At 63.5% G+C, this 26,560-nt stretch carries 22 protein-coding genes and 2 tRNA genes; 7 read left to right on the forward strand and 17 right to left on the reverse strand.

The window, feature by feature from the left end; translation table 11 throughout:
• The first annotated feature begins 766 nt into the window (after positions 1-766).
• The 6 genes from pcnB to LOKO_RS16800 all read left to right on the forward strand — a co-directional run bounded on the left by pcnB (position 767) and on the right by LOKO_RS16800 (position 6,268).
• On the forward strand, positions 767-2,170 hold the full coding sequence (pcnB, locus tag LOKO_RS16775) for a polynucleotide adenylyltransferase PcnB (protein WP_066451844.1): 1,404 nt from the start codon (positions 767-769) through the stop codon (positions 2,168-2,170).
• Positions 2,167-2,670, forward strand: a complete 504-nt coding sequence (folK, locus tag LOKO_RS16780; protein WP_066451845.1) for a 2-amino-4-hydroxy-6-hydroxymethyldihydropteridine diphosphokinase — start codon at positions 2,167-2,169, stop codon at positions 2,668-2,670. Before pcnB ends, folK begins: the two co-directional genes overlap by 4 nt.
• Before the next feature lie 100 nt (positions 2,671-2,770).
• Positions 2,771-3,562: a 3-methyl-2-oxobutanoate hydroxymethyltransferase gene (gene panB / locus LOKO_RS16785; RefSeq protein WP_066451846.1), complete on the forward strand. Its 792-nt coding sequence runs from the start codon at positions 2,771-2,773 to the stop codon at positions 3,560-3,562.
• A 77-nt stretch (positions 3,563-3,639) separates the two neighbouring features.
• The gene (panC, locus tag LOKO_RS16790) at positions 3,640-4,488 is read left to right on the forward strand and encodes a pantoate--beta-alanine ligase (RefSeq protein WP_066451847.1); all 849 of its coding nucleotides are present in this window, start codon (positions 3,640-3,642) and stop codon (positions 4,486-4,488) included.
• A 52-nt stretch (positions 4,489-4,540) separates the two neighbouring features.
• A complete protein-coding gene (panD, locus tag LOKO_RS16795; RefSeq protein ID WP_066451848.1) occupies positions 4,541-4,921 on the forward strand; it encodes an aspartate 1-decarboxylase in 381 nt (126 codons plus the stop codon).
• Between the two features lie 171 nt (positions 4,922-5,092).
• Complete coding sequence (locus LOKO_RS16800) at positions 5,093-6,268, forward strand: acetyl-CoA C-acetyltransferase (RefSeq protein ID WP_066451849.1); 1,176 nt, start codon at positions 5,093-5,095, stop codon at positions 6,266-6,268.
• Between the two features lie 191 nt (positions 6,269-6,459).
• Here LOKO_RS16800 and pnp read toward each other — a convergent pair whose 3' ends face one another.
• From pnp to rlmE, 15 genes are all read right to left on the reverse strand, one after another.
• Entirely contained in the window at positions 6,460-8,592 is a 2,133-nt protein-coding gene (gene pnp, locus LOKO_RS16805; protein ID WP_201025338.1) for a polyribonucleotide nucleotidyltransferase, read from the reverse strand.
• 326 nt (positions 8,593-8,918) lie between these two features.
• A complete protein-coding gene (gene rpsO / locus LOKO_RS16810) occupies positions 8,919-9,188 on the reverse strand; it encodes a 30S ribosomal protein S15 (RefSeq protein WP_043512930.1) in 270 nt (89 codons plus the stop codon).
• A 91-nt stretch (positions 9,189-9,279) separates the two neighbouring features.
• Complete coding sequence (gene truB, locus LOKO_RS16815; RefSeq protein WP_066451851.1) at positions 9,280-10,206, reverse strand: tRNA pseudouridine(55) synthase TruB; 927 nt, start codon at positions 10,204-10,206, stop codon at positions 9,280-9,282.
• Positions 10,206-10,661: a 30S ribosome-binding factor RbfA gene (rbfA, locus tag LOKO_RS16820; RefSeq protein ID WP_066451852.1), complete on the reverse strand. Its 456-nt coding sequence runs from the start codon at positions 10,659-10,661 to the stop codon at positions 10,206-10,208. The genes truB and rbfA overlap by 1 nt, the downstream gene beginning before the upstream one ends.
• A gap of 18 nt (positions 10,662-10,679) precedes the next feature.
• Positions 10,680-13,220 carry a translation initiation factor IF-2 gene (gene infB, locus LOKO_RS16825; protein WP_066451853.1) on the reverse strand — a complete coding sequence of 847 codons (2,541 nt, stop codon included), beginning with the start codon at positions 13,218-13,220 and terminating at the stop codon, positions 10,680-10,682.
• Positions 13,221-13,247: 27 nt separating this feature from the next.
• The gene (gene nusA / locus LOKO_RS16830; protein ID WP_066452420.1) at positions 13,248-14,741 is read right to left on the reverse strand and encodes a transcription termination factor NusA; all 1,494 of its coding nucleotides are present in this window, start codon (positions 14,739-14,741) and stop codon (positions 13,248-13,250) included.
• 53 nt (positions 14,742-14,794) lie between these two features.
• Positions 14,795-15,256, reverse strand: coding sequence for a ribosome maturation factor RimP (gene rimP, locus LOKO_RS16835; RefSeq protein WP_066451854.1), 462 nt, complete (start codon positions 15,254-15,256; stop codon positions 14,795-14,797).
• 214 nt (positions 15,257-15,470) lie between these two features.
• A tRNA-Met gene (locus LOKO_RS16840) sits at positions 15,471-15,547 on the reverse strand.
• Between the two features lie 151 nt (positions 15,548-15,698).
• Positions 15,699-15,785: transfer RNA gene (locus tag LOKO_RS16845), tRNA-Leu, on the reverse strand.
• A 25-nt stretch (positions 15,786-15,810) separates the two neighbouring features.
• Positions 15,811-16,167 carry a preprotein translocase subunit SecG gene (secG, locus tag LOKO_RS16850; protein ID WP_066451855.1) on the reverse strand — a complete coding sequence of 119 codons (357 nt, stop codon included), beginning with the start codon at positions 16,165-16,167 and terminating at the stop codon, positions 15,811-15,813.
• Between the two features lie 5 nt (positions 16,168-16,172).
• Complete coding sequence (gene tpiA / locus LOKO_RS16855; protein ID WP_066451856.1) at positions 16,173-16,922, reverse strand: triose-phosphate isomerase; 750 nt, start codon at positions 16,920-16,922, stop codon at positions 16,173-16,175.
• Positions 16,923-16,995: 73 nt separating this feature from the next.
• Positions 16,996-18,345, reverse strand: a complete 1,350-nt coding sequence (gene glmM, locus LOKO_RS16860; RefSeq protein WP_066451857.1) for a phosphoglucosamine mutase — start codon at positions 18,343-18,345, stop codon at positions 16,996-16,998.
• A complete protein-coding gene (folP, locus tag LOKO_RS16865) occupies positions 18,338-19,204 on the reverse strand; it encodes a dihydropteroate synthase (protein WP_066451858.1) in 867 nt (288 codons plus the stop codon). Before folP ends, glmM begins: the two co-directional genes overlap by 8 nt.
• Positions 19,205-19,294: 90 nt before the next feature.
• Positions 19,295-21,340: an ATP-dependent zinc metalloprotease FtsH gene (ftsH, locus tag LOKO_RS16870; RefSeq protein ID WP_066451859.1), complete on the reverse strand. Its 2,046-nt coding sequence runs from the start codon at positions 21,338-21,340 to the stop codon at positions 19,295-19,297.
• A 179-nt stretch (positions 21,341-21,519) separates the two neighbouring features.
• Positions 21,520-22,209, reverse strand: coding sequence for a 23S rRNA (uridine(2552)-2'-O)-methyltransferase RlmE (rlmE, locus tag LOKO_RS16875; protein WP_417935374.1), 690 nt, complete (start codon positions 22,207-22,209; stop codon positions 21,520-21,522).
• Positions 22,210-22,385: 176 nt separating this feature from the next.
• Here rlmE and yhbY point away from each other — a divergent pair, with 176 nt between their 5' ends.
• Positions 22,386-22,712, forward strand: a complete 327-nt coding sequence (yhbY, locus tag LOKO_RS16880; protein WP_066451860.1) for a ribosome assembly RNA-binding protein YhbY — start codon at positions 22,386-22,388, stop codon at positions 22,710-22,712.
• A 92-nt stretch (positions 22,713-22,804) separates the two neighbouring features.
• On the opposite strand, the gene greA is transcribed toward yhbY, so the two are convergent.
• Both greA and carB read right to left on the reverse strand, forming a co-directional pair.
• Complete coding sequence (gene greA, locus LOKO_RS16885; RefSeq protein WP_066451861.1) at positions 22,805-23,281, reverse strand: transcription elongation factor GreA; 477 nt, start codon at positions 23,279-23,281, stop codon at positions 22,805-22,807.
• The gene (carB, locus tag LOKO_RS16890) at positions 23,278-26,523 is read right to left on the reverse strand and encodes a carbamoyl-phosphate synthase large subunit (RefSeq protein WP_066451862.1); all 3,246 of its coding nucleotides are present in this window, start codon (positions 26,521-26,523) and stop codon (positions 23,278-23,280) included. Before carB ends, greA begins: the two co-directional genes overlap by 4 nt.
• Positions 26,524-26,560 lie beyond the last annotated feature (37 nt).

Genomic DNA, 26,560 nt, shown 5'->3' on the forward strand with positions numbered 1-26,560 from the left:
GGGTTTTGCACCAGGTGTTACCTTACCACCCAGAATTTGCCCCGCGATGGCTCAAGCCGGGTAACACCCGATGGGGGACCGCATCGGCTTTACCACGCACCAAAACGTAACCCACTGTTTTGCAATGCCGATAACCGTCATGGCATGTGGCGTGCAATATTTACGGGTAAGAAAAACAACATCCGACTGTCACCCGCGCCAACAACAACAACAAGGCGGTCAGGCGAGACAGAGCCCGCACCAACAACAACAAGGCGGGTTGTGAACGATGCGGACGCGGGAGCAATAACAACAAGCTCATCCCGACATGCTCCGCCCTTCGAAGCCTTGAACAACAGCAACAATATGCGCTCGAAGCACCGGATCCCAGGACGCGACGCGCTCACAATGGCTACCAACAAGAACAAGGGCCAGAGAAGCGCGCCTTCGGCAACAATAGCAACAAGCCGAAGGTAGGCATATTCACGATGCCGTCGTGGTTGGATTATTGTTTTGAATACGAGGCGGTCGCAACCAGGAACGTCAACAATCACAACAACATTGCTTGCCTGTGAAATCTTGGTGACTGTGGTGCGTATTCAAGGCGATGTGCCATCACGAAGAAGAAACAGCCGCATGGACGCAGCATTTTCAGCTTGTCAGAGGAGGCCAATCGGCCTCCTCTTTTGCTGTTTGGGCTGTACAGCGATTCGGCGCAGCGCTTTGCAAGGTGTCGCTGGTCGACTACCCTCAACAACTTTCGCAAACTGCGAGTCGATATCGCCGCATGTTCAAAGGATTTACCCGCTTTCTGCAGAGCCCTGGCGAACATCTCAGGTCACTCTTCGGCCCCGATGATGCCGCCGCCGCTGAACTAGCCGGCCCGCGGATCATTCCCCGTAACGAGCACCCCGTATCGCGCCAGCACTTGAGTGAGTCGGCGCTCAAGGTACTCTATCGCCTGCACAATGCAGGATATGAGGCCTATCTGGTTGGCGGCTGCATTCGTGACTCATTCCTGGGCCGAATGCCCAAGGATTTCGACGTCGCCACCGATGCCACGCCGGAGCAGGTACGCGAGCTGTTTCGCAACTCGCGGATCATCGGTCGACGCTTTCGCATCGTGCATGTGCGCTTCGGTCGCGAAGTCATTGAGGTCACTACCTTTCGTGGCAGACCCAACGACGACCATGGCGACCACATCGCCCAGCAGTCCGAGCAAGGCCTGCTGCTGCGTGACAATGTCTGGGGCAATATCCAGGAAGATGCCGTGCGCCGCGATTTCACCATCAATGCGCTCTACTACAGCATCGCCGACTTCTCGATTCATGATTTCGCCAACGGCGCTCGCGACATCGAGTCCCGCACCCTGCGCATGATCGGCGACCCGACGACACGCTACCGCGAAGACCCCGTGCGCATGCTGCGCGCCATCCGCTTCGCCGCCAAGCTCGACTTCCAAATTGCGCCTGGCTCCGAGGCGCCGATCCATGAGCAGGCCCATCTGCTGCTGCAGATCCCGCCCGCACGGCTGTTCGACGAGATACTCAAGCTGTTCATGGCCGGCCATGGTGTCGAAACCTTCCGCATGCTGCGCCACTATGGCCTGTTTCCCATGCTCTTCCCCGAAACGGAAGAAGCCATGGCCACGCTGCCCTGGACCGAAGGCCTGATCGAGGCGGCCCTGGCCAGCACCGACAAGCGTATCCGTGAGGAGCGTCCGGTAACGCCGGCCTTCCTGTTCGCAGCACTGCTGTGGGGGCCCGTACAGCTCCGCCAGGCGACGCTGGAGGAAGATGGGATGCCGCCCATCCCCGCACTTCAGCTGGCGTCTCAGCAGGTGCTCTCGCGCCAGCTGAAGCACATCTCGATCCCCAAGCGCTTCAGCATGCCGATGCGCGACATCTGGGACCTACAGCAGCGACTACCCCTGCGTCGCGGCAAACGCGCACTGCAGACCCGGGAACATCCGCGCTTTCGCGCCGCCTACGACTTCCTGCTGCTGCGGGAAGAGGCTGGCGAGGTCGAACCCGGACTTGGCGACTGGTGGACCGCCTTTCAGGAAGGCGACGAACACGAGCAGATGCGCCTGCTGGAGAAAGCCGGCGCCAACGCCACGCCCGGTGATCGCCCCAAGCGCCGCCGGCCCCGCAAGCGCCGCCGACGCAGTGCGCCCCCCGATAACCCGTGATCCCCCTGGTTGACGTCTATGTGGGGCTTGGCAGCAACCTCGACGAGCCCGCAACCCAGGTGACCCTGGCACTCGAGGCGCTCGGCGAGCTGCCGTTGACGCAGCGGGTAGGCGTGTCGAGCCTGTATGCCAGCCGTCCCGTCGGGCCGCAGGACCAGCCCGACTTCATCAATGCCGTGGCCCATCTGGCGACGCGGCTCTCCCCACTGGCGCTGCTCGATCAACTGCAGGCACTGGAACAGCGCCATCGCCGCGTTCGCCAGCGCCACTGGGGTCCCCGCACCCTGGATCTGGACCTGCTATTGTTTGGGAAACAGGTCATCGCAACACCACGACTACAGGTGCCCCACCCAGAGATGAAGGCACGCGCCTTTGTCTTGGTCCCTCTCGCCGAGCTGGCGCCAACGCTGATCCTTCCCGGTGGCCAAAGTGTCACCGCGCTGGCCGAGCAGCAGAGATCACCGGACCTGATCAGAGTGTTACCTTATAACCCAGGATAAGTGTTACCTATCGACACCACGCCCGCATTCTGGTAACAATCACGCGCAAGGGCAGCGCGGAGAACACCGCGCCGACCCGAGGACAACATGAGAGCACGCCATGAAAACCGTCACCCTAAGCACGCTGAAGGCCCATAAGCGCGCAGGCGAAACCTTCAGTTGCCTGACGGCCTATGACGCCTCCTTTGCTCGGAGCGCGTCCGAGGCCGGCATCGAAGTGCTGCTGGTCGGTGATTCCCTGGGCATGGTCCTGCAAGGCCACGCCAGCACCCTCCCGGTCACCCTGGACGACATCTGCTACCACACCCGCTGCGTGGCCCGTGGCAAGGATCAAAGCCTGCTGATGGTCGACCTCCCTTTCATGAGCAACTCCAGCCAGGAGCGCCTGCTGCAGGACGCCGGTGCGCTGATGCGTGCCGGTGCCGAGCTGGTCAAGGTGGAAGGCGAGGCGTGGATGGCCGACGGCATTCGCGAGCTGACACGGCGGGGGGTGCCCGTCTGCGCCCACCTGGGCCTGACGCCGCAGACCGTCTACCAGCTAGGCGGCTACAAGGTGCAGGGTCGCGATGCCGAGCGCGCCACCCAGATTCTCGAGGATGCACGCACCCTGGTGGCAGCCGGCGCCTCGGTAATACTGCTGGAGTGCGTGCCGGCCAGCCTCGGCCGCGCCATCACAGAGGCACTTGACGTGCCGGTGATCGGTATCGGCGCCGGCCCCGACACCGATGGCCAGATACTGGTGATGCATGACGTGCTGGGAGTGACCCACGGCCGCATGCCGCGTTTCGTCAAGAACTTCATGGCAGAGGCCGACGACATTCCAGGCGCCTTCCGCCGCTATCACGAGGACGTCAAGGCGCGCCGCTTCCCGGCCGAGGAACACAGTTTCTAGGATATGTTCGAAAAGGCGGCGAGCGAAGGCACTTTTCGTGCAAGGCCTGGCTCCCTCGTGACACCCTGGAGTTCTAGATGCGTACCCTGAGAGACATCCCTGAGCTGCGAGAGACCCTCGGTGCGTACCGCCGCCGCGGCCAGCGTATCGCCCTGGTGCCGACCATGGGCAACCTGCACGCCGGTCATCTCGCCCTGGTGGAGGCAGCGCGCCGCCATGGCGACGTGGTGGTGGCGACCATCTTCGTCAACCCGCTCCAGTTCGGCCCCAATGAGGATCTGGACGCCTACCCACGCACCATGGTCGATGACCAGGCCAAGCTCGAAGAGGCAGGCTGTGACCTGCTGTTTGCCCCTGATACGGCCATGCTCTATCCCCGCGGCATGGACGAACAGACTCGTGTCTGCGTGCCTGCCGTCAGCGAGGGGCTCTGTGGTGGCGCAAGACCCGGCCACTTCGACGGCGTATCTACCGTGGTGAGCATTCTGTTCAACCTGGTGCAGCCCGACACGGCCTGCTTCGGTGAAAAGGATTACCAGCAGCTGGCGGTGATTCGCAAGCTGGTGGAAGACCTCCACTTCCCCGTCGAGATCGTCGGCGTACCCATCGTACGGGCCGAGGATGGCCTGGCGCTCTCCTCGCGCAACGGCTACCTGGCCCCCGACCAGCGCGCCATCGCTCCCCTGCTGTACCAGACGCTCTGCGAGTTGCGCGACGCCCTCGAGGCCGGCGAGCCAGTCACCGCCAGCCTGGGAGCAGGCCTGGCAAGGCTACGGGAAAATGGCTTCGAGCCAGACTACCTGGAGCTGCGTGGCCTCGACCTGGCACCGGTCGACGAGTCCACCCGTGATGCCGTGCTCCTCGCCGCCGCCCGCCTGGGGCCAACCCGCCTGATCGACAACCTGACCCTGACCCTGCCGCGCTGACGCGGCATTCAATGTGCACCCTGTGCATCGTATTCCGGAGGAAGCTGCTCCCATGTACACCATCATGCTCAAGGCCAAGCTCCACATGGCCCGCGTTACCCATGCCGTACTCAACTATGAGGGCTCCTGTGCCATCGACGGTGACCTGCTGGACCTCTCCGGCATCCGCGAAAACGAGCAGATCCAGATCTATAACGTCGAGAACGGCCTGCGCTTCACTACCTACGCCATCCGCGCCGAAGAGGGCTCTCAGGTCATCTCCATCAATGGCGCCGCCGCCCACCTGGCCGGCCCCGGCGACCGGGTGATCATCTGCAGCTACGCCCACTACAGCGATGCCGAGCTGGACAATCATCAGCCGGCACTGGTCTATCTGAAGGAAGGTAACGACATCAGCCACACCAGCAACGCCATCCCCGTTCAGCTCGCTTGACGAGTAGCCGCACCCTCCGCGGGCTGTTCGCCGGCCACGATGCCATGGGCTGCGGCATGGCCCGGGGACGCTGACTGACGAATTTCACCCCATTGGGGCATTGCCGCAGCGCACAAGCGTCGCCTATGCTGACAGGGCTACCGTCTGCGACCGATTTCAGGAGTGTTTCTTATGCAAGATGTGGTGATCGTTGCCGCCCGCCGTACCGCCGTGGGAGCCTTCGGTGGCTCTCTGGCCGGAATTCCCGCCAGCGACCTGGGTGCCCTGGTGATCAAGGACATCCTCGCCAGCACCGGTGTCTCCGGCGACCAGGTCGATGAAGTGCTCCTGGGTCAGGTCCTGACCGCCGGTGTGGGCCAGAACCCCGCCCGACAGGCCGCCATCAAGGCCGGCCTGCCCGACACCGTACCCGCCATGACCATCAACAAGGTCTGCGGCTCGGGCCTCAAGGCCCTGCACCTGGCCACCCAGGCGATTCGCTGCGGTGACGCCGAGCTGATCCTCGCCGGCGGCCAAGAGAACATGTCGGCATCCCCGCACGTGCTGCCCAATTCGCGCAACGGTCAGCGCATGGGCGACTGGAAGGCCATCGACACCATGGTCCACGACGGCCTTTGGGATGCCTTCAACAACTATCACATGGGTATCACCGCCGAGAACCTGGCCGAGAAGTACGACATCACCCGCGAACAGATGGATGAGTTCGCCGCGGCTTCCCAGCAAAAGGCCGCCGCCGCCATACGTGACGGCAAGTTCAAGAGCCAGATCGTCCCGGTGGAAATACCCCAGCGCAAGGGCGACCCGGTGGTCTTCGATACCGACGAAAACCCGCGCGAAGTGAGTGCCGACAAGCTCGGCGGCATGCGCCCGGCCTTCAAGAAGGATGGCACCATTACCGCCGGCAACGCCTCCTCGCTCAACGACGGTGCCGCCGTGGTGATGATCTGTTCCGCCGACAAGGCCAAGCAGCTGGGCCTGGAGCCGCTCGCCCGCATTGCCGCCTACTCCAACGCCGGCGTCGATCCGGCCATCATGGGTATCGGCCCGGCACCGGCCACCCGTCGCTGCCTGGAGAAGGCCGGCTGGTCGCTGGATGACCTCGACCTGGTGGAGGCCAACGAAGCCTTCGCGGCCCAGGCCCTGTCGGTGAACAAGGAGCTGGGCTGGGATGTCTCCAAGGTCAACGTCAATGGCGGCGCCATTGCACTTGGCCACCCGATCGGCGCTTCCGGCTGCCGCGTGCTGGTGACCCTGCTGCACGAGATGATCGCGCGCGATGCCAAGAAGGGCCTTGCGACCCTGTGTATCGGCGGCGGGCAGGGCGTGGCACTGGCGATTGAAAGATAAAGGCACCGCTCGGGACAGGCCTCAGCGGAGGTCTTTTGCCAGGGAAGGCAAAAGTAGCGCCCAGGGAAGGGTTTACAGCGCCTCCGTGATGGTCCGACACTTGGGGCCTGTCGCCGGATCAGCCGCGATGCTAAAAAAACCGCCCCCATGGCCAGGCCATGGGGGCGGTTTTCGTTGGAGCCCTGGCTGTCTTAGACGACAGGTTCGGCTTCCGCCGCTTCGAAGGCGGCCTTCTCTTCCGGAGTGATCTCCTTGATCGAGAGCTTCACCCGGTTGCGATTGTCGATATCGAGCACCTTGACGATGACTTCGTCGCCCTCATTGAGGAAGTCGCGCACGTCGTTGACCCGCTCGGGCACGATCTGCGAGATATGCACCAGCCCGTCGGTTCCCGGCATGATGTTGATGAAGGCGCCAAAGTCGGCAATGCGTACCACCTTGCCGCGGTAGAGCTTGCCGATTTCTGCCTCGGCGGTGATCGCCAGCACGGTATCGATGGCCTTCTTGGCCGCCGCCTTGTCCTCGGCGTAGATACGCACGGTGCCGTCGTCGTCGAGATCGATGGAGGCGCCGGTGTCTTCGCAGATCTTGCGAATGGTGGCGCCGCCCTTGCCGATGACGTCGCGGATCTTGTCCGGGTCGATCTTGATGGTTGCCATGGAGGGGGCGTTTTCGGACACCTCCGCACGACTCTGGGCGATCACGTCGTTCATCTGCTGGAGGATATGCAGGCGAGCCTCATTGGCCTGCTGAAGGGCAACCTCCATGATCTCCTCGTTGATCCCCTCGATCTTGATATCCATCTGCAGCGCAGTCACACCAGCAGACGAACCAGCCACCTTGAAGTCCATATCGCCCAGGTGATCCTCGTCGCCCAGGATATCGGTCAATACGGCGAAGCCGTCGGCATCCTTGACCAGGCCCATGGCGATACCCGCCACCGGTGCCTTCATCGGCACGCCGGCGTCCATCAGTGCCAGCGAGGAGCCGCACACGGATGCCATTGAGCTCGAGCCGTTGGACTCGGTGATCTCCGATACCACACGGATGGTGTAGGGGAAGTCCTCGGACGTGGGCAGCATGGCCTCGATGCTGCGACGGGCCAGGCGGCCGTGGCCAATTTCGCGACGCTTGGGTCCACCCATGAAGCCAGCTTCACCCACGCAATAGGGAGGGAAGTTGTAGTGCAGCATGAAGCGGTCCTTGCGCTCACCCTCCAGCGACTCGATCAGCTGAGCATCGCGCAGGGTACCCAGGGTGGCGATGACGATGGCCTGGGTCTCGCCGCGGGTGAAGATCGACGAGCCATGGGTCTTGGGCAGGCTACCCACTTCGATATTCAAAGGCCGCACTGTCTTCTGGTCACGGCCATCGATACGCGGCTCGCCCTTGACGACGCGGGAGCGAACCACACGCTTCTCCAGCGCGGCGAAGGCGCCCTTGACCTCATCGGCATCGAACTTGCCTTCCTCTTCACCGGCGAGCTGCTCGACGGCCTCGGCCTTGAGTGCTGACAGGGCGTCCTGCCGGGCCATCTTGTCGGTGACACGATAGGCCTCGCCCACCTTGGCCTCGAAGCCCTGGGCAATGGCGTCCTTGAGGGGCGTGTTCTCGGCGGGCGGCTGCCAGTCCCACTTCGGCTTGCCGGCCTCGGCGGTCAGCTCCTTGATGGCCTCGATGGCGACCTGCATCTCCTGGTGGCCATAGAGCACGGCGCCCAGCATTTCGTCCTCGAGCAGCTCCTTGGCCTCGGACTCCACCATCAGCACCGCTTTCTCGGTACCGGCAACGACCATGTTCAGCTCGGAGTTGGCAAGCTCTTCCACGGTGGGGTTGAGGAAGTAGCCCTTCTCCTCGTCGAAGCCCACCCGCGCGGCACCCAGGGGGCCGTTGAACGGCACGCCGGCGATGCACAGCGCCGCGGAGGTGCCGAGCATGGCGGCGATGTCCGGGTCATGGTTGCGGTCGGTAGAGAGGACGGTACAGATCACCTGCACCTCGTTCATGAACCCCTTGGGGAACAGCGGGCGAACCGGGCGATCGATCAGGCGAGACGTGAGGGTCTCCTTCTCTGTAGGCCGCCCCTCGCGCTTGAAGAAGCCGCCGGGGATCTTGCCGACCGCGTAGGTTTTTTCCTGATAGAACACCGCCAGGGGGAAGAAGTCCTGCCCTGGCTTGAGCTCTTTCTTGGCGACGACGGTGCACAGCACCACGGTATCGTCCATGGTGACCAACACGGCACCGCTGGCCTGGCGGGCGATGCGCCCGGTTTCCAGGGTGACGGTGCTGCGACCGTACTGAAATGTTTTCTTGACCGGATTCACGGCGACTTCCTTCAACGTTACTTTTCTGTGTTTGGGTCGTTTTGACTCGGCGACTATTTTAGGGGTTGACGCGCCTCAGGGCCACCGGTTAGCGACATTTCCACAAGGCAATCGCGTATCCGCCTCTCGGGGCTAAAAAAGCAAAACGGGTAGCCCCTGAGGGGCTACCCGTTCGAATGACCTGAAGAAAAGGAGGATTTCGCGTTACGAGCGACGAGAGGCTGGTTGCCGCCGGAGCGCAGGAACCGGAGTGTAGCTCGCTACATGAGGATTCCGAGTACCGCCGGCAACCAGGATATCGAGCGCAGTAGCGAAATACCCTTTTCTTAGCGACGCAGGCCCAGACGCTGGATCAGTGCCTGATAACGCTCGAAGTCCTTGCGCTTCAGGTAGTCAAGCAGCTTGCGGCGCTGGTTGACCATGCGGATCAGGCCACGACGTGAGTGGTGATCCTGCTTGTTGGTCTTGAAGTGATCCTGCAGGCCGTCGATGTTGGCGCTGAGCAGGGCTACCTGCACTTCGGGGGAACCGGTATCGTTGTCACCACGACCAAATTCATTGACGATTTCGGCCTTCTTTTCGGCGGTAAGTGCCATCTATCTCTCCAGTAAGCAATATGCCTGAGTAATGAATGTCGGAGACCACGCATATTTGCAGTCTCCACGCCTGCGCCCGAAGGCGCTGGTCTCACACCGAGTCCGCCGGAGCGGTACTCAGCAGGCGGCGGGGGGCAATCTCCCCTGCCACCCTGACCACGCCGAGACCCAAGAAGATCCCGTCGTGATAGAGTCTTGTCGTCTCGCCTGGCGCCATGGCGCCGGGCGAAACAAAGGCCGACTGCCCATGCCGCAGCCGTGACACTGCCTCGGCATCCAGCTCGAGCGACGGCAGATGCGCAACAAGAACATCCACCGGCAAGAGTCTTGCCTCGAGCTCGGCCTGGCCTGGCTGCGCATCAAGCCCCTCGAAGGCAACCATCTCGCTGGCGTCGAAGGGCCCGGTCTTGAGCCGCCGCAGCGCAGTGATATGAGCGCCACACCCCAGAGCCCGCCCGATGTCTTCGGCCAGGGTGCGGATATAGGTGCCCTTGCTGCAGCGCACTTCCAGCGTGAAGGCATCGCCATCATGGGCCAGAAGGCGCGCATCATACACTGTCACGCGGCGGGCTGCACGCTCTACCGTCTTGCCCTCGCGGGCCAGCTCGTAGAGCTTGCGCCCCTGATGCTTGAGCGCCGAGTACATGGGCGGAACCTGCTCGATCTCGCCGCGGAACCGCGTCAGGACCGCTTCAATGTCCGCCTCCTTCAGCACCGGTACCGCCTGGCGCTCGACCACCTCGCCTTCGGCATCGCCGGTGTCGGTCACAACACCCAGTTGGATGCGAGTGCGGTAGACCTTGTCGGCCTCCAGCAGGTACGAGGAGAACTTGGTCGCCTCGCCAAAGCAGACCGGAAGCAATCCGGTGGCCATGGGGTCGAGCGTCCCGGTGTGACCTGCCTTCTGCGCCTGGAACAGGCGCCGGGCACGCTGCAGGGCATGGTTACTCGACGCTCCCTGGGGCTTGTCGAGCAGCAGCACCCCGTTCACCGGCAGACCGCGACGCCGACGCGCCATCAGTCCTTCTCGTCCTCGTTGCCGCTACGCGCCTGGCCGTCAGCGACGTCGCCGTCTTGATTGCCAGAAGCCTCGCCGTCCTCCGCCTCGTTACGGGCACGATCCCGGGAGACCGCCTCGTCGATCAGCGACGACAGTCGCTGGCCACGCACCACGCTCTCATCGTAATGAAAGCGCAGCTCCGGCACGTGGCGAAGCTTGATCCGCCGGGCGACCTGGCTGCGCAGGAAGCCAGCAGCCTGCTTGAGCACCTTGAGGTTCTCCCGGATACGTTCGGGATCCTCTTCGCCCAGCAGGGTCACATGCACATCGGCGTAGCCGAGGTCACGACTGACCTCGACGCCGCTGACCGTGACCATCCCCAGGCGCGGGTCCTTGACCTCGCGCTGGATCAGTACTGCCAGCTCCTTCTGCAGCTGGTCGCCGACACGGTCGGTACGCTTGAATTCGCGCATGCTCGACTCCTTGGCCGGTTAGAGCGTCCGCTCGACCTTGACCTGATCGAAGACTTCGATCTTGTCGCCAACCTGAACGTCATTGTAGTTCTTCACGCCGATGCCACACTCCATGCCGTTACGCACTTCGTTGACGTCGTCCTTGAAGCGACGCAGGGACTCGAGCTCGCCTTCGTAGATGACCACGTTGTCGCGCAATACGCGGATCTTCTTGTTGCGATGCACGCTGCCCTCGACCACCATGCAGCCCGCCACGGCGCCGATCTTCGGTGCGCGGAAGACATCACGAACCTCGGCCACGCCGACGATCTCTTCCTTCCACTCCGGTGCCAGCATGCCGCTCATGGCCTGCTTCACCTCGTCGATCAGCTGATAGATCACGCTGTAGTAGCGCAGATCCAGGCCTTCACGCTCGATGATCTCACGGGCGGCCGCATCGGCACGGACGTTGAAGCCGACCACGATGGCCTCGGAGGCCAGCGCCAGGTTGGCATCGGTACCGGTGATGCCGCCCACGCCGGAGGAGACCACGGCCACTTCGACTTCGCCGGTGGAGAGCTCTTCCAGGGCGCCCTTGATGGCTTCCAGCGAGCCCTGCACATCGGCCTTCAGCACGATGTTGACCTTGGCCACCTCGTCCTGGCCCATCTGGCTGAACATGTTCTCCAGCTTGGCCTTCTGCTGGCGTGCGAGACGCACTTCGCGGTACTTGCCCTGGCGGAAGTTGGCGACCTCGCGGGCCTTCTTCTCGTCGGCCACGACCATGAAGTCGTCACCGGCATCCGGGGTACCGTCGAGGCCCTGGATCTCTACCGGCATCGCCGGCCCCACGGCGTCGACCTGCTGGCCGAGCTCGTTGGTCAGCGCCCGTACGCGGCCGTAGTGCAGCCCGGCCAGGACGATGTCACCCTTGCGCAGGGTACCGTTCTGGACCAGTACGGTGGCCACCGGTCCACGGCCCCTGTCGAGACGCGACTCGACCACGACACCCTTGCCGGGAGCCTCGGGCACCGCCTTGAGCTCGAGGACTTCGGAAACCAGCTGAATCGCCTCCAGCAGCTCCTCGATACCCTCACCGGTCTTGGCCGAAACGTGAACGAACTGCGTATCGCCACCCCAGTCCTCGGAAATGACCCCGTGCTGGGAAAGCTCGTTGCGGATACGGTCGAAGTCCGCGCCTTCCTTGTCGATCTTGTTGACCGCCACCACCATCGGCACTTCGGCTGCCTTGGAGTGCTCGATCGCCTCGATCGTCTGGGGCATGACGCCATCGTCGGCCGCCACCACCAGGATGACCACGTCGGTGGCCTTGGCACCACGCGCACGCATGGCGGTAAACGCCGCGTGACCCGGGGTATCGAGGAAGGTCACGCCACCGTGCTCGTCTTCCACGTGGTAGGCGCCGATGTGCTGGGTGATACCGCCAGCCTCGCCGGTCGCCACCTTGGCCTTGCGAATATAGTCGAGCAGCGAGGTCTTGCCGTGGTCGACGTGACCCATGACCGTGACCACCGGCGAGCGAGTGATCTCGTCGCCCTCGTAGGAGATGCCGGACAGCACTTCGGTTTCCAGCGCATCGTCCTTGACCAGCTTGGGCTTGTGGCCCATCTCCTCGACCACGATGGCCGCGGTGTCCTGATCGATGGTCTGGTTGATGGTCACCGCCGCACCCATGGTGAACATCGCCTTGATGACCTCGTTGGCCTTGATCGACATCTTGTCGGCCAATTCCGCAACACTGATCGACTCAGGGATGGACACTTCGCGCACGATCGGCTGTGTCGGCTTCTGGAAGCCGTGCTGGCCGCCGCCCTGGGAGCCACCGCGGCGGCTGCCACGGCGCTCGGAACGCTTGGCCTTCTTGGCGGCACCACCGCGACGACGCTCCTCGCGATCACCGCGATCCTCATCGTCACGACCACGCCCTTTCTTGGCAGCCGTCTTCTTCGGCGGCGCGGTGCGACGATCGCTGCGACCCTCCTTGGGCGGTGCCGGCGGCTCTGCCGAAGGCTCCGACTGATCCAACTCAGGGACCGGAATCTGCGGTACCTCGGCGAGCTTGGCTGGGGCTGGCTCCTCGGCGGGTGCCGGTGCGGCAGCCTCGGCCTTCGCAGCCTCCTCACGTGCCTGGCGCTCGGCGGCACGATCCTTGGCGTCCTCGGCATCCTGCGCTTCGCGCTTGGCCCGAGAATCCGCCATGTCGCCTACCAGCTGGCGCGGACCGGCGTCCTCCACCGGCTCGGGAGCCGGCGCCTCGTCCTCGGCGCGCTTGACGTAGGTACGCTTCTTGCGCACCTGCACCTCGATGGTCTTGCCCCGCTCACCGGTCTTGATGCGGCTCCTTGTCTTGCGGGTCAGGGTAATCCGATTCTTGGCCCCTGCACCGTCGCCGCCGCCATGGCTCTTGGTGAGATAGTCGAGCAGCTGACGCTTGTCCTCCTCGGACACCGCATCAGTCTCGGCTTTGTGCTCGAGCCCGGCTTCTTTCATCTGTTCCAGCAGGCGAGGGACGTCGCGCCCCACCTTCGCTGCAAAATCTTTAACGGTCATTTCTGACATGTTGACCCTCCTCAGCCCGTGACCCGTTTACTGTTCGTCCGCGAACCAGGGCGCACGGGCAGTCATGATCAGTGATGCAGCGCGCTCCTCGTCCATGCCCTCGATGTCCATCAGATCGTCGACGGACTGCTCGGCGAGGTCCTCCATGGTGACAATGCCGCGACTCGCCAGAATGAAGGCCAGATGACGCTCCATGCCCTCCATTTCCAGCAGGTCATCGGCCGGCTGAGCACCGTCCAGCGCCTCCTCGGAGGCAATGGCCAGGTTCAGCAGTTCATCCTTGGCACGCGCACGCAGCTCTTCCACCAGTTCCTCATCGAGCTCCTCGATCTCGAGAATTTCCTCGAGGGGCACGTAGGCGATCTCTTCCAGGGTGGTGAAACCCTCCTCCACCAGCAGCCGGGCGAGGTCATCCTCGATATCCAGATGCTGAATGAAATGCTCGACCAGGCTGTCGATCTCCTGCTCTCGCTTGTCTTCGGCCTCGCCCTCGGTCATGACGTTGATTCGCCATCCGGTGAGCTCCGAGGCCAGGCGCACGTTCTGGCCGCTACGACCGATGGCCTGGGCCAGATTGTCCTCGGCAACCGCCACGTCCATGGCATGCGCGTCCTCGTCAACGAGGATGGAACCGACATCCGCCGGCGCCATGGCGTTGATCACCAGCTGGGCGGGGTTGTCGTCCCACAGGATGATATCGACCCGCTCGTTCTGCAGCTCGCTGGACACCGCCTGCACCCTCGAACCCCGCATGCCGACACAGGCACCCACCGGATCGATGCGCCGGTCGTTGGTCTTGACCGCGATCTTGGCCCGGGAGCCGGGATCCCGCGCAGCTCCCTTGATCTCGATGAGCTGCTCGGCAATCTCCGGCACCTCGATCTTGAACAGTTCGATGATCAGCTCGGGGCAGGTACGCGACAGGATCAGCTGGGCGCCACGCGCATCGGCATCGACCTTTGTCAGCAGCGCCCGGACCCGATCGTTCATGCGGTAGCGCTCGCCGGGGATCATCTCGCCACGCGGCAGGAACGCCTCGGCGTTGTCGCCCAGGTCGATGATCAGGCCGTCGCGGGTGGTCTTCTTGACGATACCGGCGACCAGTTCGCCCTCGCGCTCGGCGTACTGACGCACCACCTCGGCACGCTCGGCTTCGCGCACCTTCTGCACGATGACCTGCTTGGCGGTCTGGGCGGCGATACGACCGAAGGCGGCATTCTCGATCTGCTCCTCGACCACGTCGCCCCGTTTGAGCGGCGGATCGCGACGCTCGGCGAAGGACTCCTTGATCTCGGCATCGGGGTTCTCGAACTCGTCGTCTTCCACCACTTCCCAGCGACGAAAGGTTTCGTATTCGCCGGTGTAACGGTCGATGTGAACACGCACGCTCACTTCCCGACCCTCGAAGCGCTTGCGTGATGCGCTGGCCAGGGCCGCCTCGACGGCCTCGAAGATCACATCGCGGGGCACGCCTTTTTCATTGGAGATCGCATCGACGACCGTCAGAATTTCTTTACTCATGCCTTTGCCTCGCCAGAAAACCTGTCCATATGCACCGATCTCGGCCTTCAACCTCAGTCTTCGAACCGTGGCACCACACGTGCCTGATCGATGCTTTCGATGGGAAAGCAATACTCTTCGCCGTCCTGCTGCAACAGCACCTCGTCGTCCTCGATGCCGGCCAGCAGTCCCTGGAACTTGCGCCGCCCATCGAAGGGTACCCGCAGCTTCAGCGCCACCTGATGTCCCGCAAAGCGAGAGAACTGGTCGAGGGTGAAGAGCGGCCGGTCCATGCCCGGCGACGACACCTCCAGGCGATACTCACCCGGAATGGGATCTTCCACGTCGAGTACGGCGCTGACCTGGCGACTGATATCAGCGCAATGGTCCACGCTCACACCCTCGGCATGATCAATGTAGATCACAACACGGGAATGCTTGCCCTGGGGGCGATAGTCGATGCCCCAGAGCTCGAAACCCATGGCGGTGACCACCGGCTCGATTAGCGCATACAGCGCAGCGTCCTTGAGTGCCACAGAGAAAGCTCCTACAGCCGTTGCATCAGGCACCTGGCCGGGAGTAAACAGGAAAGCTAGGTGGCTGATTGGCGTTGCCCGGATAAGCGCTGCCGGCCTGGGCCAACAGTAAGCTGCTAACAAAAAGCCCCTTCGCAGGAAGGGGCCTTTCACAAGAAACCTGTAGTACCACTTCAGCGCTCATGACTGCCTCGCAAGACAGCTGACCGGAAGATGGTAGCGGGGACCGGATTTGAACCGATGACCTTCGGGTTATGAGCCCGACGAGCTACCAGACTGCTCCACCCCGCAACATTCCAGGTCGGCGATTGTAGGTGCCTGATGCGCTTGAGTCAAGCCGCATTGGCGCTTACAACCCTTCTTCTTACAACCTTCCTGGTGCCAATCCTGCTTCTGTCGTCTCGTGATCTCCTGACAAGCCAGCGGATCACGTCGTTTCAGATGGTGCCGAAGGCGGGACTTGAACCCGCACGACCTTACGGTCACTACCCCCTCAAGATAGCGTGTCTACCAATTCCACCACTTCGGCTTTCTTGATGTCTGGAGCCTCAACCTTAGTCGTTGCTTTCTTCCAGCACTGGCGCGGTATTATCCACGTCACGGGCGTCGTCGTCAAGGGTCGGCACGCCGTTCTGCTGCTCGATCAGGCGGGCATCGGGGATGCCGACTTCCGGCGCCTGGGCCTGCGTAGCAAACCAGGCCAGCGTCAACGACGTGGCGAAGAAGGTCACCGCCAGCACGGCCGTGGCGCGGGACATGAAACCGCCACTGCCTCGCGAGCCGAACACGGTCTGGGAGGCACCGCCACCGAAGGCGGCGCCGGCTTCGGCGCCCTTGCCCTGCTGCAGCAGGATGAGGACAACCAGGGCGATGGCGATCACCACATGGATCATGAGAATGGCAACTTGCATGGAATTCAACCTGCTGACTGACAAATGGCTAGAAAATCGTCGACCTTGAGCGAAGCACCGCCCACGAGGCCGCCGTCGATGTCCGGCTGGGCCAGCAGCTCAGCCGCGTTATTTGCGTTCATGCTGCCGCCGTAAAGCAATCGCATCCCTGCCGCCAGCCCGCGATCGAAGCTGGCCTGATACTTTCGAATCCCGGCCATTACTTCCTGGGCCTGGCCGGGTGTCGCCGTGCGACCGGTGCCTATCGCCCAGACCGGCTCATAGGCGATAACCACCCGTGGACGCTGTTCGGGCTCGAGGCGCGCCATCACGTAGCCCACCTGGCCCAGCACCACTTCCATGGTGTGACCCGCGTCCCGCTCCTCCAGGCTCTCTCCCACGCAGAGGATAGGCGTGATATCGACACTGAGCGCAGCCAGCAGCCGATCATGCACGGCCTCGTCGTTTTCGCGGTAGAGCTGGCGGCGTTCAGAGTGCCCCACCAGCGCATATCTCACGCCGAATTCCCGCAACATCTGGCCGCTCACCTCACCCGTGCGGGCTCCGGAATGCAGCGGGTTGAGCGTCTGGGCACCCAGTTCGAGCGAGGTATCGGCAAAGGCCCGCTGCGCCATGTCCAGGTAAGGAAAGGGCGGGAGTATGACCACATCCAGCGACGCCGGGAGCACGGTACGGGGAAAGGCACGACCGAAATCCTCGACCAGAGAGGCCGAACCGTTCATCTTCCAGTTCCCGGCAATCAGCGGCGTTCGCATACGGCGTCCTCTTTCAAAGTGGTGCGAAATGGTATAGGAGGCGTCGTGTCAAGACAACCATTCGGCGCGGTCGTCAGCCCAACTGCTGCTGCACTTCGGCGGCCAGGCGTCGAGCCATGCCCTCCACATCGAGATGCGCCCGCCCCTCCACCATCACGCGAATCAGCGGTTCTGTGCCCGAAGGACGAAGCAGTACGCGACCCTCGTCGCCCAACTCCTCTTCCAAGGAAGCTACCGCATCCTTGACCGCCGAGCTCTCCATCAAGGACTTGGCATCGCTGCCCGGCGTCAGGCGCACATTCACCAGCACCTGGGGTACCTTCTCCAGGCCCGACAACAGGCTCTTGAGCGACCTGTCTTCCGCGACCATGATCGCCAGCACCTGCAATGCCGACACGATACCGTCACCGGTGCTCTGCACGTCGGCACAGACGATGTGACCGGACGACTCGCCGCCCAGCTGCCACTCGTTGGCAACCAGGCGCTCCACCACGTAGCGGTCCCCCACCTTGGCGCGCTCGAAGGGAACGCCCATCGCCTCCAGCGCCATGGCAAGCCCGAAGTTGGTCATCAGGGTACCCACCACGCCACCGTTGAGCTGCCCCCGCTCATGCCGGTCTCGGGCGATCAGGTAGAGGATGTCGTCGCCATCGATCTCGCGCCCGTCGGCATCGACCATCAACACCCGATCGCCATCGCCATCGAAGGCAATGCCTAGATCGGCACTTTGCTGGATCACCGCGGCACGCAGCGTGGCCGGGTACGTGGAACCTACGTCGCGGTTGATATTGAGCCCGTCGGGGCTCGCCCCCACCAGGCTGATCTCGGCACCCAGCTCGCGGAAGACGCTGGGGGCTATGTGGTAGGTAGCCCCGTGGGCGCAGTCCAGCACGATCTTCAGCCCATGCAGGCTGACACGCTTGGGCACCGTGGACTTGCAGAACTCGATGTAGCGGCCGGCGGCATCGTCGATGCGCACCGCCTTGCCCAGCCGATCGGCGGCCACCGTGGTCAGCGGCTCGTCCAGCATCGCCTCGATGCGCTCCTCGATCTCGTCGGCCAGCTTGGTGCCTTCGGTGGAGAAAAACTTGATGCCGTTGTCGGCAAAGGGATTATGCGACGCCGAAATCACGATACCGGCATCGGCCCGGAAGGTCCGCGTCAGATAGGCGATCCCCGGCGTTGGCATCGGGCCGAGCAGGGCCACGTCGACCCCCGCCGCCGAGAGCCCCGCCTCCAGCGCCGACTCGAACATGTAGCCCGAGATACGGGTGTCCTTTCCGATCAGCACACGAGCGCGCCCGTTGTCCCGGGCCAGCACGCGACCCATGGCCCAGCCCAGCTTCAGCATGAAGTCGGCGGTGATCGGATATTCACCCACCGTACCCCGAATCCCGTCGGTACCGAAATAGCGTCTAGTCATGCTCGCAGCCTTCCCTAAGCACGGCCCATGTCATGTTTACCGCATCCAGGACTGGGCCAACATCATGGACGCGCAGAATGCTTGCGCCGCGCTCGACGGCCAGTGACGCCAGCGCCAGGCCACCTGGCAGTCGCTCCTCGACCGGCCGCCCGAGCACCTTGCCGATCATGCTCTTGCGCGACATCCCCACCATCAGCGGAAGCCCCTGAGTGCTCAGATCACTCAAGCGATTGAGCAGCCTCAGATTGTGCTCGACGCTCTTGCCGAAGCCGAATCCCGGGTCGAGCAGCAGGCGCTCACGCCGCAGCCCGGCGGCTTCGCAGGCAGCGACTCGTGACTCGAGAAAATCGCTGACCGAGGCCTCTACCGGCACATCATAGCGAGGGGCGTGCTGCATGTCCCGCGGCTCGCCCTGCATGTGCATCAGACAGACCGGCAGGCCGGTACCCAGCGCTGCTTCAAGCGCCCCCTCACGCTGCAGGGCACGAACATCATTGATCATCCCCGCGCCCATCGCGGCGACTTCCCGCATCACCACGGGACTGCTGGTATCCACCGACACCAGGGCGTCAAGCTCGCGCACCAGACGCTCGACCACCGGCATGACACGATCCAGCTCCTGCTGGGTGGAGACATCCCGGGAACCAGGCCGGGTGGATTCGCCCCCCACATCGATGATCGCCGCGCCCTCGGCAAGCATGCGCTCGGCATGCCGCACGGCATCGTCGATGACGGTGTGCTGGCCACCGTCAGAGAAGGAGTCGGGTGTGACGTTGAGAATCCCCATGATGCGGGGGTAAGAGAGATCGAGACGGTGACGCCCGCACGGCAGCCAGGTGGGTGTAGCGGTTTCCATCATGCAATCGGTCCTGTTGCGGCATGCTGACAAAACGGTTGCCCCGCATGGCAAAGGCGCCCCAGAGGGGCGCCTGCCTGCGATGAGTCGATATCAGGACCCGGCCGGACCACCCAGCGGGTCTGACGGGCGACGACGCGGCTCCTCGTCTTCATCCTCATCACCATTACCACTATCGCTACCATCGCTGCTGCTGTCTCCACCACTGCCGCCATCGGTGGGTCCGGCCGCCTCGGGCTCGGGTTCGGACTCTTCGCCGGTAGACGGCGTCTCGCCGGTTACCGGTGCGCCGGTGCCGGAATCGCCGTCCTCCCAGTCCTTGGGCGGCCGCGGCGCGCGGCCCTCCATGATATCGCGGAGCTGGTCGGCGTCGATGGTCTCGTAGAGCATCAGCGCATCGGCCATGGCGTCAAGCTTGTCGCGATTCTCCTCGAGGATCTGCTGCGCCTTGGCGTAGCATTCATCGATGATCTTGCGCACCTCCTTGTCGAGGCGCGATGTGGTCTCGCCGGACTTGAGCTTGCCGCCCTGGCCGGGACCGCCGAGGAACTGGTGGGACTCGTCCTCATCGTACATGATCGGACCCATCTCCTCGGAGAGGCCCCACTTGGCCACCATGTTGTGGGCCAGCTCGGTGGCGCGCTTGATGTCGTTCGACGCCCCGGTAGTGACACCGTTGGGACCCAGCGTCATCTCCTCGGCGATACGGCCGCCGAACAGCGAGCAGATCTGGCTGAGAATCTGCTGACGCGACAGGCTGTAACGGTCCTGCTCGGGCAGGAACATGGTCACGCCCAGCGCTCGGCCGCGGGGGATGATGGTCACCTTGTAGACCGGGTCGTGCTCCGGCATCACCAGACCGATGATGGCGTGGCCCGACTCGTGATAGGCGGTGTTGAGCTTCTCCTTGTCGGTCATGACCATGGACTTGCGCTCGGCGCCCATCATGATCTTGTCCTTGGCCAGCTCCAGCTCTTCCATGCTCACCAGACGCTTGTTGCGGCGTGCGGCGAAGAGCGCCGCCTCGTTGACCAGGTTGGCCAGATCGGCGCCGGAGAAACCGGGCGTGCCTCGGGCGATCAGCGACGGCTTGACGTCGTCGCCCAGCGGCACCTTGCGCAGGTGTACGTTGAGGATATGCTCGCGGCCCCGAATATCCGGCAGCCCCACCACTACCTGGCGGTCGAAGCGCCCCGGGCGCAGCAGCGCCGGATCGAGCACGTCAGGACGGTTGGTGGCGGCAATGACTATGACGCCCTCGTTGGCCTCGAAGCCATCCATTTCTACCAGCAGCTGGTTCAGGGTCTGCTCGCGCTCGTCGTTGCCACCGCCCATGCCGGCGCCGCGGGAGCGACCCACCGCATCGATCTCGTCGATGAAGATGATGCAGGGCGCCTGCTTCTTGGCCTGCTCGAACATGTCGCGCACACGGGACGCACCCACACCGACGAACATCTCGACGAAGTCTGAGCCGGAGATCGAGAAGAACGGTACCTTGGCCTCGCCGGCGATGGACTTGGCGAGCAGCGTCTTACCGGTACCCGGCGGGCCCACCATCAGCACGCCGCGGGGAATGGTGCCGCCCAGGCGCTGGAACTTGGAGGGATCACGCAGGAAGTCGACCAGCTCCTCAACCTCCTCCTTGGCCTCGTCACACCCGGCCACGTCGGCGAAGGTGGTCTTGATCTGATCCTGGGAGAGCAGCTTGGCCTTGGACTTGCCGAAGCTCATCGGACCGCCCTTGCCGCCGGCTCCGCCCTGCATCTGACGCATGAAGAACATGAAGATGGCAAGAATCAGTAGAATCGGGAAGCTGGCGATCAGCAGCCGCGTCCACAGGCTCTGCTGCTGCGGCTCCTTGCCCACCACGGTGACGTTGTTGGTCAGCAGATCATCCATCAGCCGGGGGTCTTCCGCTGCGGGCCGGATGGTCTGGAATTCCGACCCGTCCTGACGCTCACCGGTGATGGTGTGGCCATCGATGGTCACGCTGCGGATCTGTTGATTCTGCACCTGCTGGACGAACTGGGAGTAGTTCATCGTCTGCGGTGTGGTATCGACGGTAAAGTTGTTGAATACCGTGAGCAATACTGCGGCGATAACCAACCACAGAATCAGGTTCTTTGCCATATCGTTCAAGGGCCTACCCTCGTTGCAAGCATCTGTCGGCCGAAACGCCTGTTTGTAAGACCACGCACTGCGGGGCGTGTTCCGCCCAGCCGTGGGGGCTATGTCTGCCCATACTGTGACATAGTTGAGCAGCCCTGTCCGGCCATTGCGCCGTTAGTCTTTGACTATCATTGTGGCCGAGCCGGAGCTCAGCCGCGAAATCCTTCCGCCAGCAGGTACACTTCACGCGAACGAGCACGCGAGGCCTCTGGCTTGCGGGTCACCACCCGGCTGAAACTGTCGCGCAGCTCCTTGAGGTAGGTATCGAAGCCTTCGCCCTGGAACACCTTGGCGAGGAAGCGACCCTGTGGCTTCAATGTCTGGCGAGCCAGGCCAAGCGCCAGCTCCACCAGGTACATGGCCTGGGGTTGATCGATGGCCGCCATACCACTCATATTGGGGGCCATGTCGGACATCACAAGGTCTACCGGCCGATTGCCCAGGGTCTCGAGTATCGCATCGAGTACCGATTCCTCGGTGAAATCGCCCTGAATGAAGTCGACGCCGGCAAGGGCGTCCATCTCCAGGATGTCGGAGGCGATCACCACGCCACTGGGGCCTACCTTCTCGGCGGCCACCTGGCTCCAGCCGCCCGGCGCCGCACCCAGGTCGATCACCGCCATGCCCGGCCGGAACAGCCGGTCCTTCTCGTCCAGCGCCAGCAGCTTGTAGCTGGCCCGGCTACGATAGCCATCCTGCCAGCTCTGCTGCACGAACCGGTCGTCGAAGTGCTCCTTCAGCCAGCCTTTGCTGGTCTTGCTTGCCCCGGCCTTGCCCGACGCACGCTTGTCGCCGGAACTGGACGCATCGCCACGCGAGGAGGGAGTGGAACGAGCCACGGCATCACCTTGAGACATCGTTTGAAATAGGGATCTGTAAAGCCATTAGACCAGCGCCAGAAGCGGCAAGGTGCGAAGCGAAACGGCAGCCGCCGAGAAGCGCTTGAATGCTTTCGTCGAGACGCGTTTCACCGTACCATGGTGCGCTGAGCGCAACCGGGAAGACGCAACATACCATGAGCTTGTCACAGGCACAAAAGAAAGCATTTCGCAGTATCGGCCACCACCTCACCCCGGTGGTAACGGTATCCGAAAACGGCGTATCCGAGGGGCTGCTGGCCGAACTCGATCGCGCGCTCAACGACCACGAGCTGATCAAGGTCAAGCTGGCCCTGACGGAGCGTGATGACCGCGCCGCTGCGCTGGAGGCCCTGCTGACCGCGAGCCGGGCCGAGCGGGTACAGACCATCGGCAAGATGGCGCTGCTCTATCGAGCCAACCCCAAGGGCAACCCCAAGCTCTCCAACGTCAAGCGCTTCGAGGGCCACCACGGCCGCCACTGAAGCCGAGCCGCATGCAGGGCTGCATCAAGCAGCCCTTGACGATACAACCCCCGCCGACCCGCGTCGCCGGGGGTTGTTCGCTTGGCGCCGGCTCAGCGGTGCTCGACGCCGGCAATCTCGTATTCCACTTCGCCGCCCGGGGTGTTCACCACCACCACGTCGCCCTCCTCCTTGCCGATCAGGGCGCGGGCGATGGGCGAGGTCACCGATATCTTGCCGGCCTTGATCTCGGCCTCGTCCTCGCCGACGATCTGGTAGGTCACCGTCTCGTCATTGTTGAGGTTGATCAGCTCGACGGTGACGCCGAAGATCACCTTGCCCGTCTGCGGCAGCTTCATGACATCGATCACCTGGGCCGCCGAGAGCTTGCTCTCGATCTCCTTGATGCGCCCTTCGATAAAGCCCTGCTGCTCGCGGGCGGCGTGGTACTCGGCGTTCTCCTTGAGATCACCGTGCTCACGCGCCTCGGCGATATCGGCGATCACCTTGGGGCGCGCCTCGCCTTTCAGATATTCCAGCTCCTTGCGCAGGCGTGCCTCGCCGGCAACGGTCATGGGGACCTTGTTCATTGCGTAGCTCCTGCATGCAGTTCCTGTACCCGACGTACTGTAATGGCATCGCCATATTCGAGCGCCATGCAAACGGCGCTGGCCCCTGCCAGGGTCGTGGCATAGGGCACCTTGCGGGCGAGCGCGGTACGACGGATCACCGAGGAGTCATTGATTGCCTGACGGCCCTCGGTGGTATTGACGATATAGGCGATTTCGTCGTTCTTGAGCAGATCGACGATATGCGGCCGGCCTTCATAGACCTTGTTGACGATGTCGAACGGGAGGCCTGCCGCTTCGAGTGCCGCAGCGGTGCCACGAGTGGCGACCAGGCCGAACCCTAATGCTAGCAGAGAACGCGCCACCTCGATAACACCCGACTTGTCCGGATCGCGCACCGAGAGGAACGCCTTGCGCTCCCCGGTGAGGGCGGGAATCGCCTCGCCGGCGCCGAGCTGCGCCTTGTAGAAGGCCTCGGCGAAGGTGTCGCCACTGCCCATCACCTCGCCGGTGGACTTCATCTCCGGCGACAGGATGGGGTCGACCCCGGGGAACTTGTTGAACGGGAACACCGCCTCCTTGACGCTATAGAAGTGCGGCACGATCTCGCGCTCGAAGCCCTGTTCGGCCAGGGTCTTGCCCGCCATGCAGCGGGCGGCGATCTGCGCCAGGGAGATGCCGATGCACTTGGAGACGAAGGGCACGGTACGCGAGGCGCGGGGGTTGACCTCGATGACGTAGATCTCGCCATCCTGCCAGGCCAGCTGCACGTTCATCAGGCCCACCACGCCGAGCTCCACGGCCATCTTCTTGACCTGCTCGCGCATCTCGTCCTGCACCTCGGCGGGCAGCGAGTAGGGGGGCAGCGCGCAGGCGGAGTCACCGGAGTGCACGCCGGCCTGCTCGATGTGCTGCATGATGCCGCCGATCACCACCTGGTGGCCGTCGGAGACGGCGTCGATATCGATCTCGATGGCGGCATTGAGGAAGTGGTCGAGCAGCACCGGCGAGTCGTTGGAGACCTTCACCGCGTGGGTCATGTAGTTCTCGAGCTCGGAGGCGTCGTAGACGATCTCCATGGCACGGCCGCCGAGCACGTAGCTGGGGCGCACCACCAGCGGGTAGCCGATCGCCTCGGCCTTGGCGAAGGCCTCGTCGAAGCTGCGCGCGGTAGCGTTGGGCGGCTGCTTGAGGCCCAACTTATCGATCATCTGCTGGAAGCGCTCGCGGTCCTCGGCACGGTCGATGGCGTCCGGCGTGGTGCCGATGATCGGCACGCCGGCGGCCTCGAGCTCTCGGGCCAGCTTGAGCGGCGTCTGGCCGCCGAACTGCACGATCACCCCGACCGGCTTCTCCTTGTCGGCGATCTCCAGCACGTCCTCCAAGGTGACCGGCTCGAAGTAGAGGCGGTCGGAGGTGTCGTAGTCGGTAGAGACGGTCTCCGGGTTGCAGTTGACCATGATGGTCTCATAGCCGTCGTCGTGCATGGCGAAGGCGGCGTGGACGCAGCAGTAGTCGAACTCGATGCCCTGGCCGATACGGTTGGGCCCGCCGCCCAGCACCATGATCTTCTGGCGGTCGGAGACCTCGGCCTCACACTCCTCCTCGTAGGTGGAGTACATGTAGGCGGTGTCCGAGACGAACTCCGCCGAACAGGTGTCCACCCGCTTGTAGACCGGGCGGATGCCGGCCTTCTGGCGGGTCTTGCGGAACTCCTTCTCGGCGACGCCCAGCAGGCTCGCCAGGCGGGCATCGCTGAAGCCCTTGCGCTTGAGGCCGAACAGCTCGCGGGGGGTAAAGTCGGACAGTGAACGCTTGCTCACCTGCTGCTCGATGTTGACCAGATCCTCGATCTGCACCAGAAACCAGGGATCGATATTGGTCAGGGTGAAGATCTCGTCGACGCTCATGCCGGCGCGCATGGCGTCGGCGATGAAGAAGATGCGCTCGGCGCCGGCGGCCTGCAGCTCGCCCTTGATGTGCGCCATGGCATCGTCACTGAAGTCGCCGGCCTTGCACTCAGGAAACTTGGGGTCGAGCCCGTCGTTGCCGGTCTCCAGGCCACGCAGCGCCTTCTGCAGCGACTCCTGGAAGGTGCGGCCGATGGCCATGACCTCGCCCACCGATTTCATCTGGGTGGTGAGGCGGTCGTTGGCCTGGGGGAATTTCTCGAAGGTGAAGCGCGGAATCTTGGTGACGACGTAGTCGATGGCCGGCTCGAAGGGGGCCGGGGTGCGCCCGCCGGTGATGTCGTTCTGCAGCTCGTCCAGGGTATAGCCGACGGCCAGCTTGGCGGCGATCTTGGCGATCGGGAAGCCGGTGGCCTTGGAGGCCAGCGCCGAGGAGCGCGACACCCGCGGGTTCATCTCGATGATCACCATGCGCCCGGTCCTGGGGTCGACGCCGAACTGCACGTTGGAGCCGCCGGTCTCGACGCCGATCTCGCGCAGCACCGCAAGCGATGCGTCGCGCATGATCTGGTATTCCTTGTCGGTCAGCGTCTGGGCCGGGGCCACGGTGATGGAGTCGCCGGTATGCACGCCCATGGGGTCGAAGTTCTCGATGGCGCAGACGATGATGCAGTTGTCGTTCTTGTCCCGAACGACCTCCATCTCGTACTCCTTCCACCCCAGCAACGACTCGTCGATGAGCAGCTCATGGTTGTTGGAGAGCTCGAAGCCGCGGGTGCAGATCTCCTCGAACTCCTCCTTGTTGTAGGCCACGCCACCGCCGGAGCCACCCATGGTGTAGGAGGGGCGGATGATGGTGGGAAAGCCCAGCTCGGCCTGGATCTCCCAGGCCTCTGCCATGGAGTGCGCCACCTTGGCCTTGGGGCACGCCAGGCCGATATTCTTCATTGCCTTGTCGAAGAGGTCGCGGTCCTCGGCCTTGTTGATGGCATCGGCGTTGGCGCCGATCATCTCCACGCCATACTTCTCGAGCACGCCGTGCTCGTCGAGCTGCAGCGCACAGTTGAGCGCCGTCTGGCCACCCATGGTCGGCAGCAGGGCATCGGGACGCTCGGCCTCGATGATCTTCTCCACCGTCTGCCAGGTGATCGGCTCGATATAGGTGGCATCGGCCATGGCCGGGTCGGTCATGATGGTGGCCGGGTTGGAGTTGACCAGGATGACCCGGTAGCCCTCCTCGCGCAGCGCCTTGCAGGCCTGGGCGCCGGAATAGTCGAACTCGCACGCCTGGCCGATGACGATGGGGCCGGCGCCGATGATGAGGATGCTCTTTATGTCGGTACGTTTGGGCATGACGGTTCCCGCGAAAATTGTTGGCTAACGAGTGAGG

Origin of the sequence: Halomonas chromatireducens (assembly GCF_001545155.1) — a bacterium.
Classification (GTDB): Bacteria; Pseudomonadota; Gammaproteobacteria; order Pseudomonadales; family Halomonadaceae; genus Halomonas; species Halomonas chromatireducens.

Excerpts from the sequence above, each read along its gene's own strand:
- pcnB (WP_066451844.1), top strand. The coding sequence starts at position 767 with ATGTTCAAAGGATTTACCCGCTTTCTGCAGAGCCCTGGCGAACATCTC.
- panB (WP_066451846.1), top strand. The coding sequence starts at position 2,771 with ATGAAAACCGTCACCCTAAGCACGCTGAAGGCCCATAAGCGCGCAGGC.
- panC (WP_066451847.1), top strand. The coding sequence starts at position 3,640 with ATGCGTACCCTGAGAGACATCCCTGAGCTGCGAGAGACCCTCGGTGCG.
- panD (WP_066451848.1), top strand. The coding sequence starts at position 4,541 with ATGTACACCATCATGCTCAAGGCCAAGCTCCACATGGCCCGCGTTACC.
- LOKO_RS16800 (WP_066451849.1), top strand. The coding sequence starts at position 5,093 with ATGCAAGATGTGGTGATCGTTGCCGCCCGCCGTACCGCCGTGGGAGCC.
- rpsO (WP_043512930.1), bottom strand. The coding sequence starts at position 9,188 with ATGGCACTTACCGCCGAAAAGAAGGCCGAAATCGTCAATGAATTTGGT.
- truB (WP_066451851.1), bottom strand. The coding sequence starts at position 10,206 with ATGGCGCGTCGGCGTCGCGGTCTGCCGGTGAACGGGGTGCTGCTGCTC.
- rbfA (WP_066451852.1), bottom strand. The coding sequence starts at position 10,661 with ATGCGCGAATTCAAGCGTACCGACCGTGTCGGCGACCAGCTGCAGAAG.
- infB (WP_066451853.1), bottom strand. The coding sequence starts at position 13,220 with ATGTCAGAAATGACCGTTAAAGATTTTGCAGCGAAGGTGGGGCGCGAC.
- nusA (WP_066452420.1), bottom strand. The coding sequence starts at position 14,741 with ATGAGTAAAGAAATTCTGACGGTCGTCGATGCGATCTCCAATGAAAAA.
- secG (WP_066451855.1), bottom strand. The coding sequence starts at position 16,167 with ATGCAAGTTGCCATTCTCATGATCCATGTGGTGATCGCCATCGCCCTG.
- tpiA (WP_066451856.1), bottom strand. The coding sequence starts at position 16,922 with ATGCGAACGCCGCTGATTGCCGGGAACTGGAAGATGAACGGTTCGGCC.
- glmM (WP_066451857.1), bottom strand. The coding sequence starts at position 18,345 with ATGACTAGACGCTATTTCGGTACCGACGGGATTCGGGGTACGGTGGGT.
- folP (WP_066451858.1), bottom strand. The coding sequence starts at position 19,204 with ATGATGGAAACCGCTACACCCACCTGGCTGCCGTGCGGGCGTCACCGT.
- yhbY (WP_066451860.1), top strand. The coding sequence starts at position 22,386 with ATGAGCTTGTCACAGGCACAAAAGAAAGCATTTCGCAGTATCGGCCAC.
- greA (WP_066451861.1), bottom strand. The coding sequence starts at position 23,281 with ATGAACAAGGTCCCCATGACCGTTGCCGGCGAGGCACGCCTGCGCAAG.
- carB (WP_066451862.1), bottom strand. The coding sequence starts at position 26,523 with ATGCCCAAACGTACCGACATAAAGAGCATCCTCATCATCGGCGCCGGC.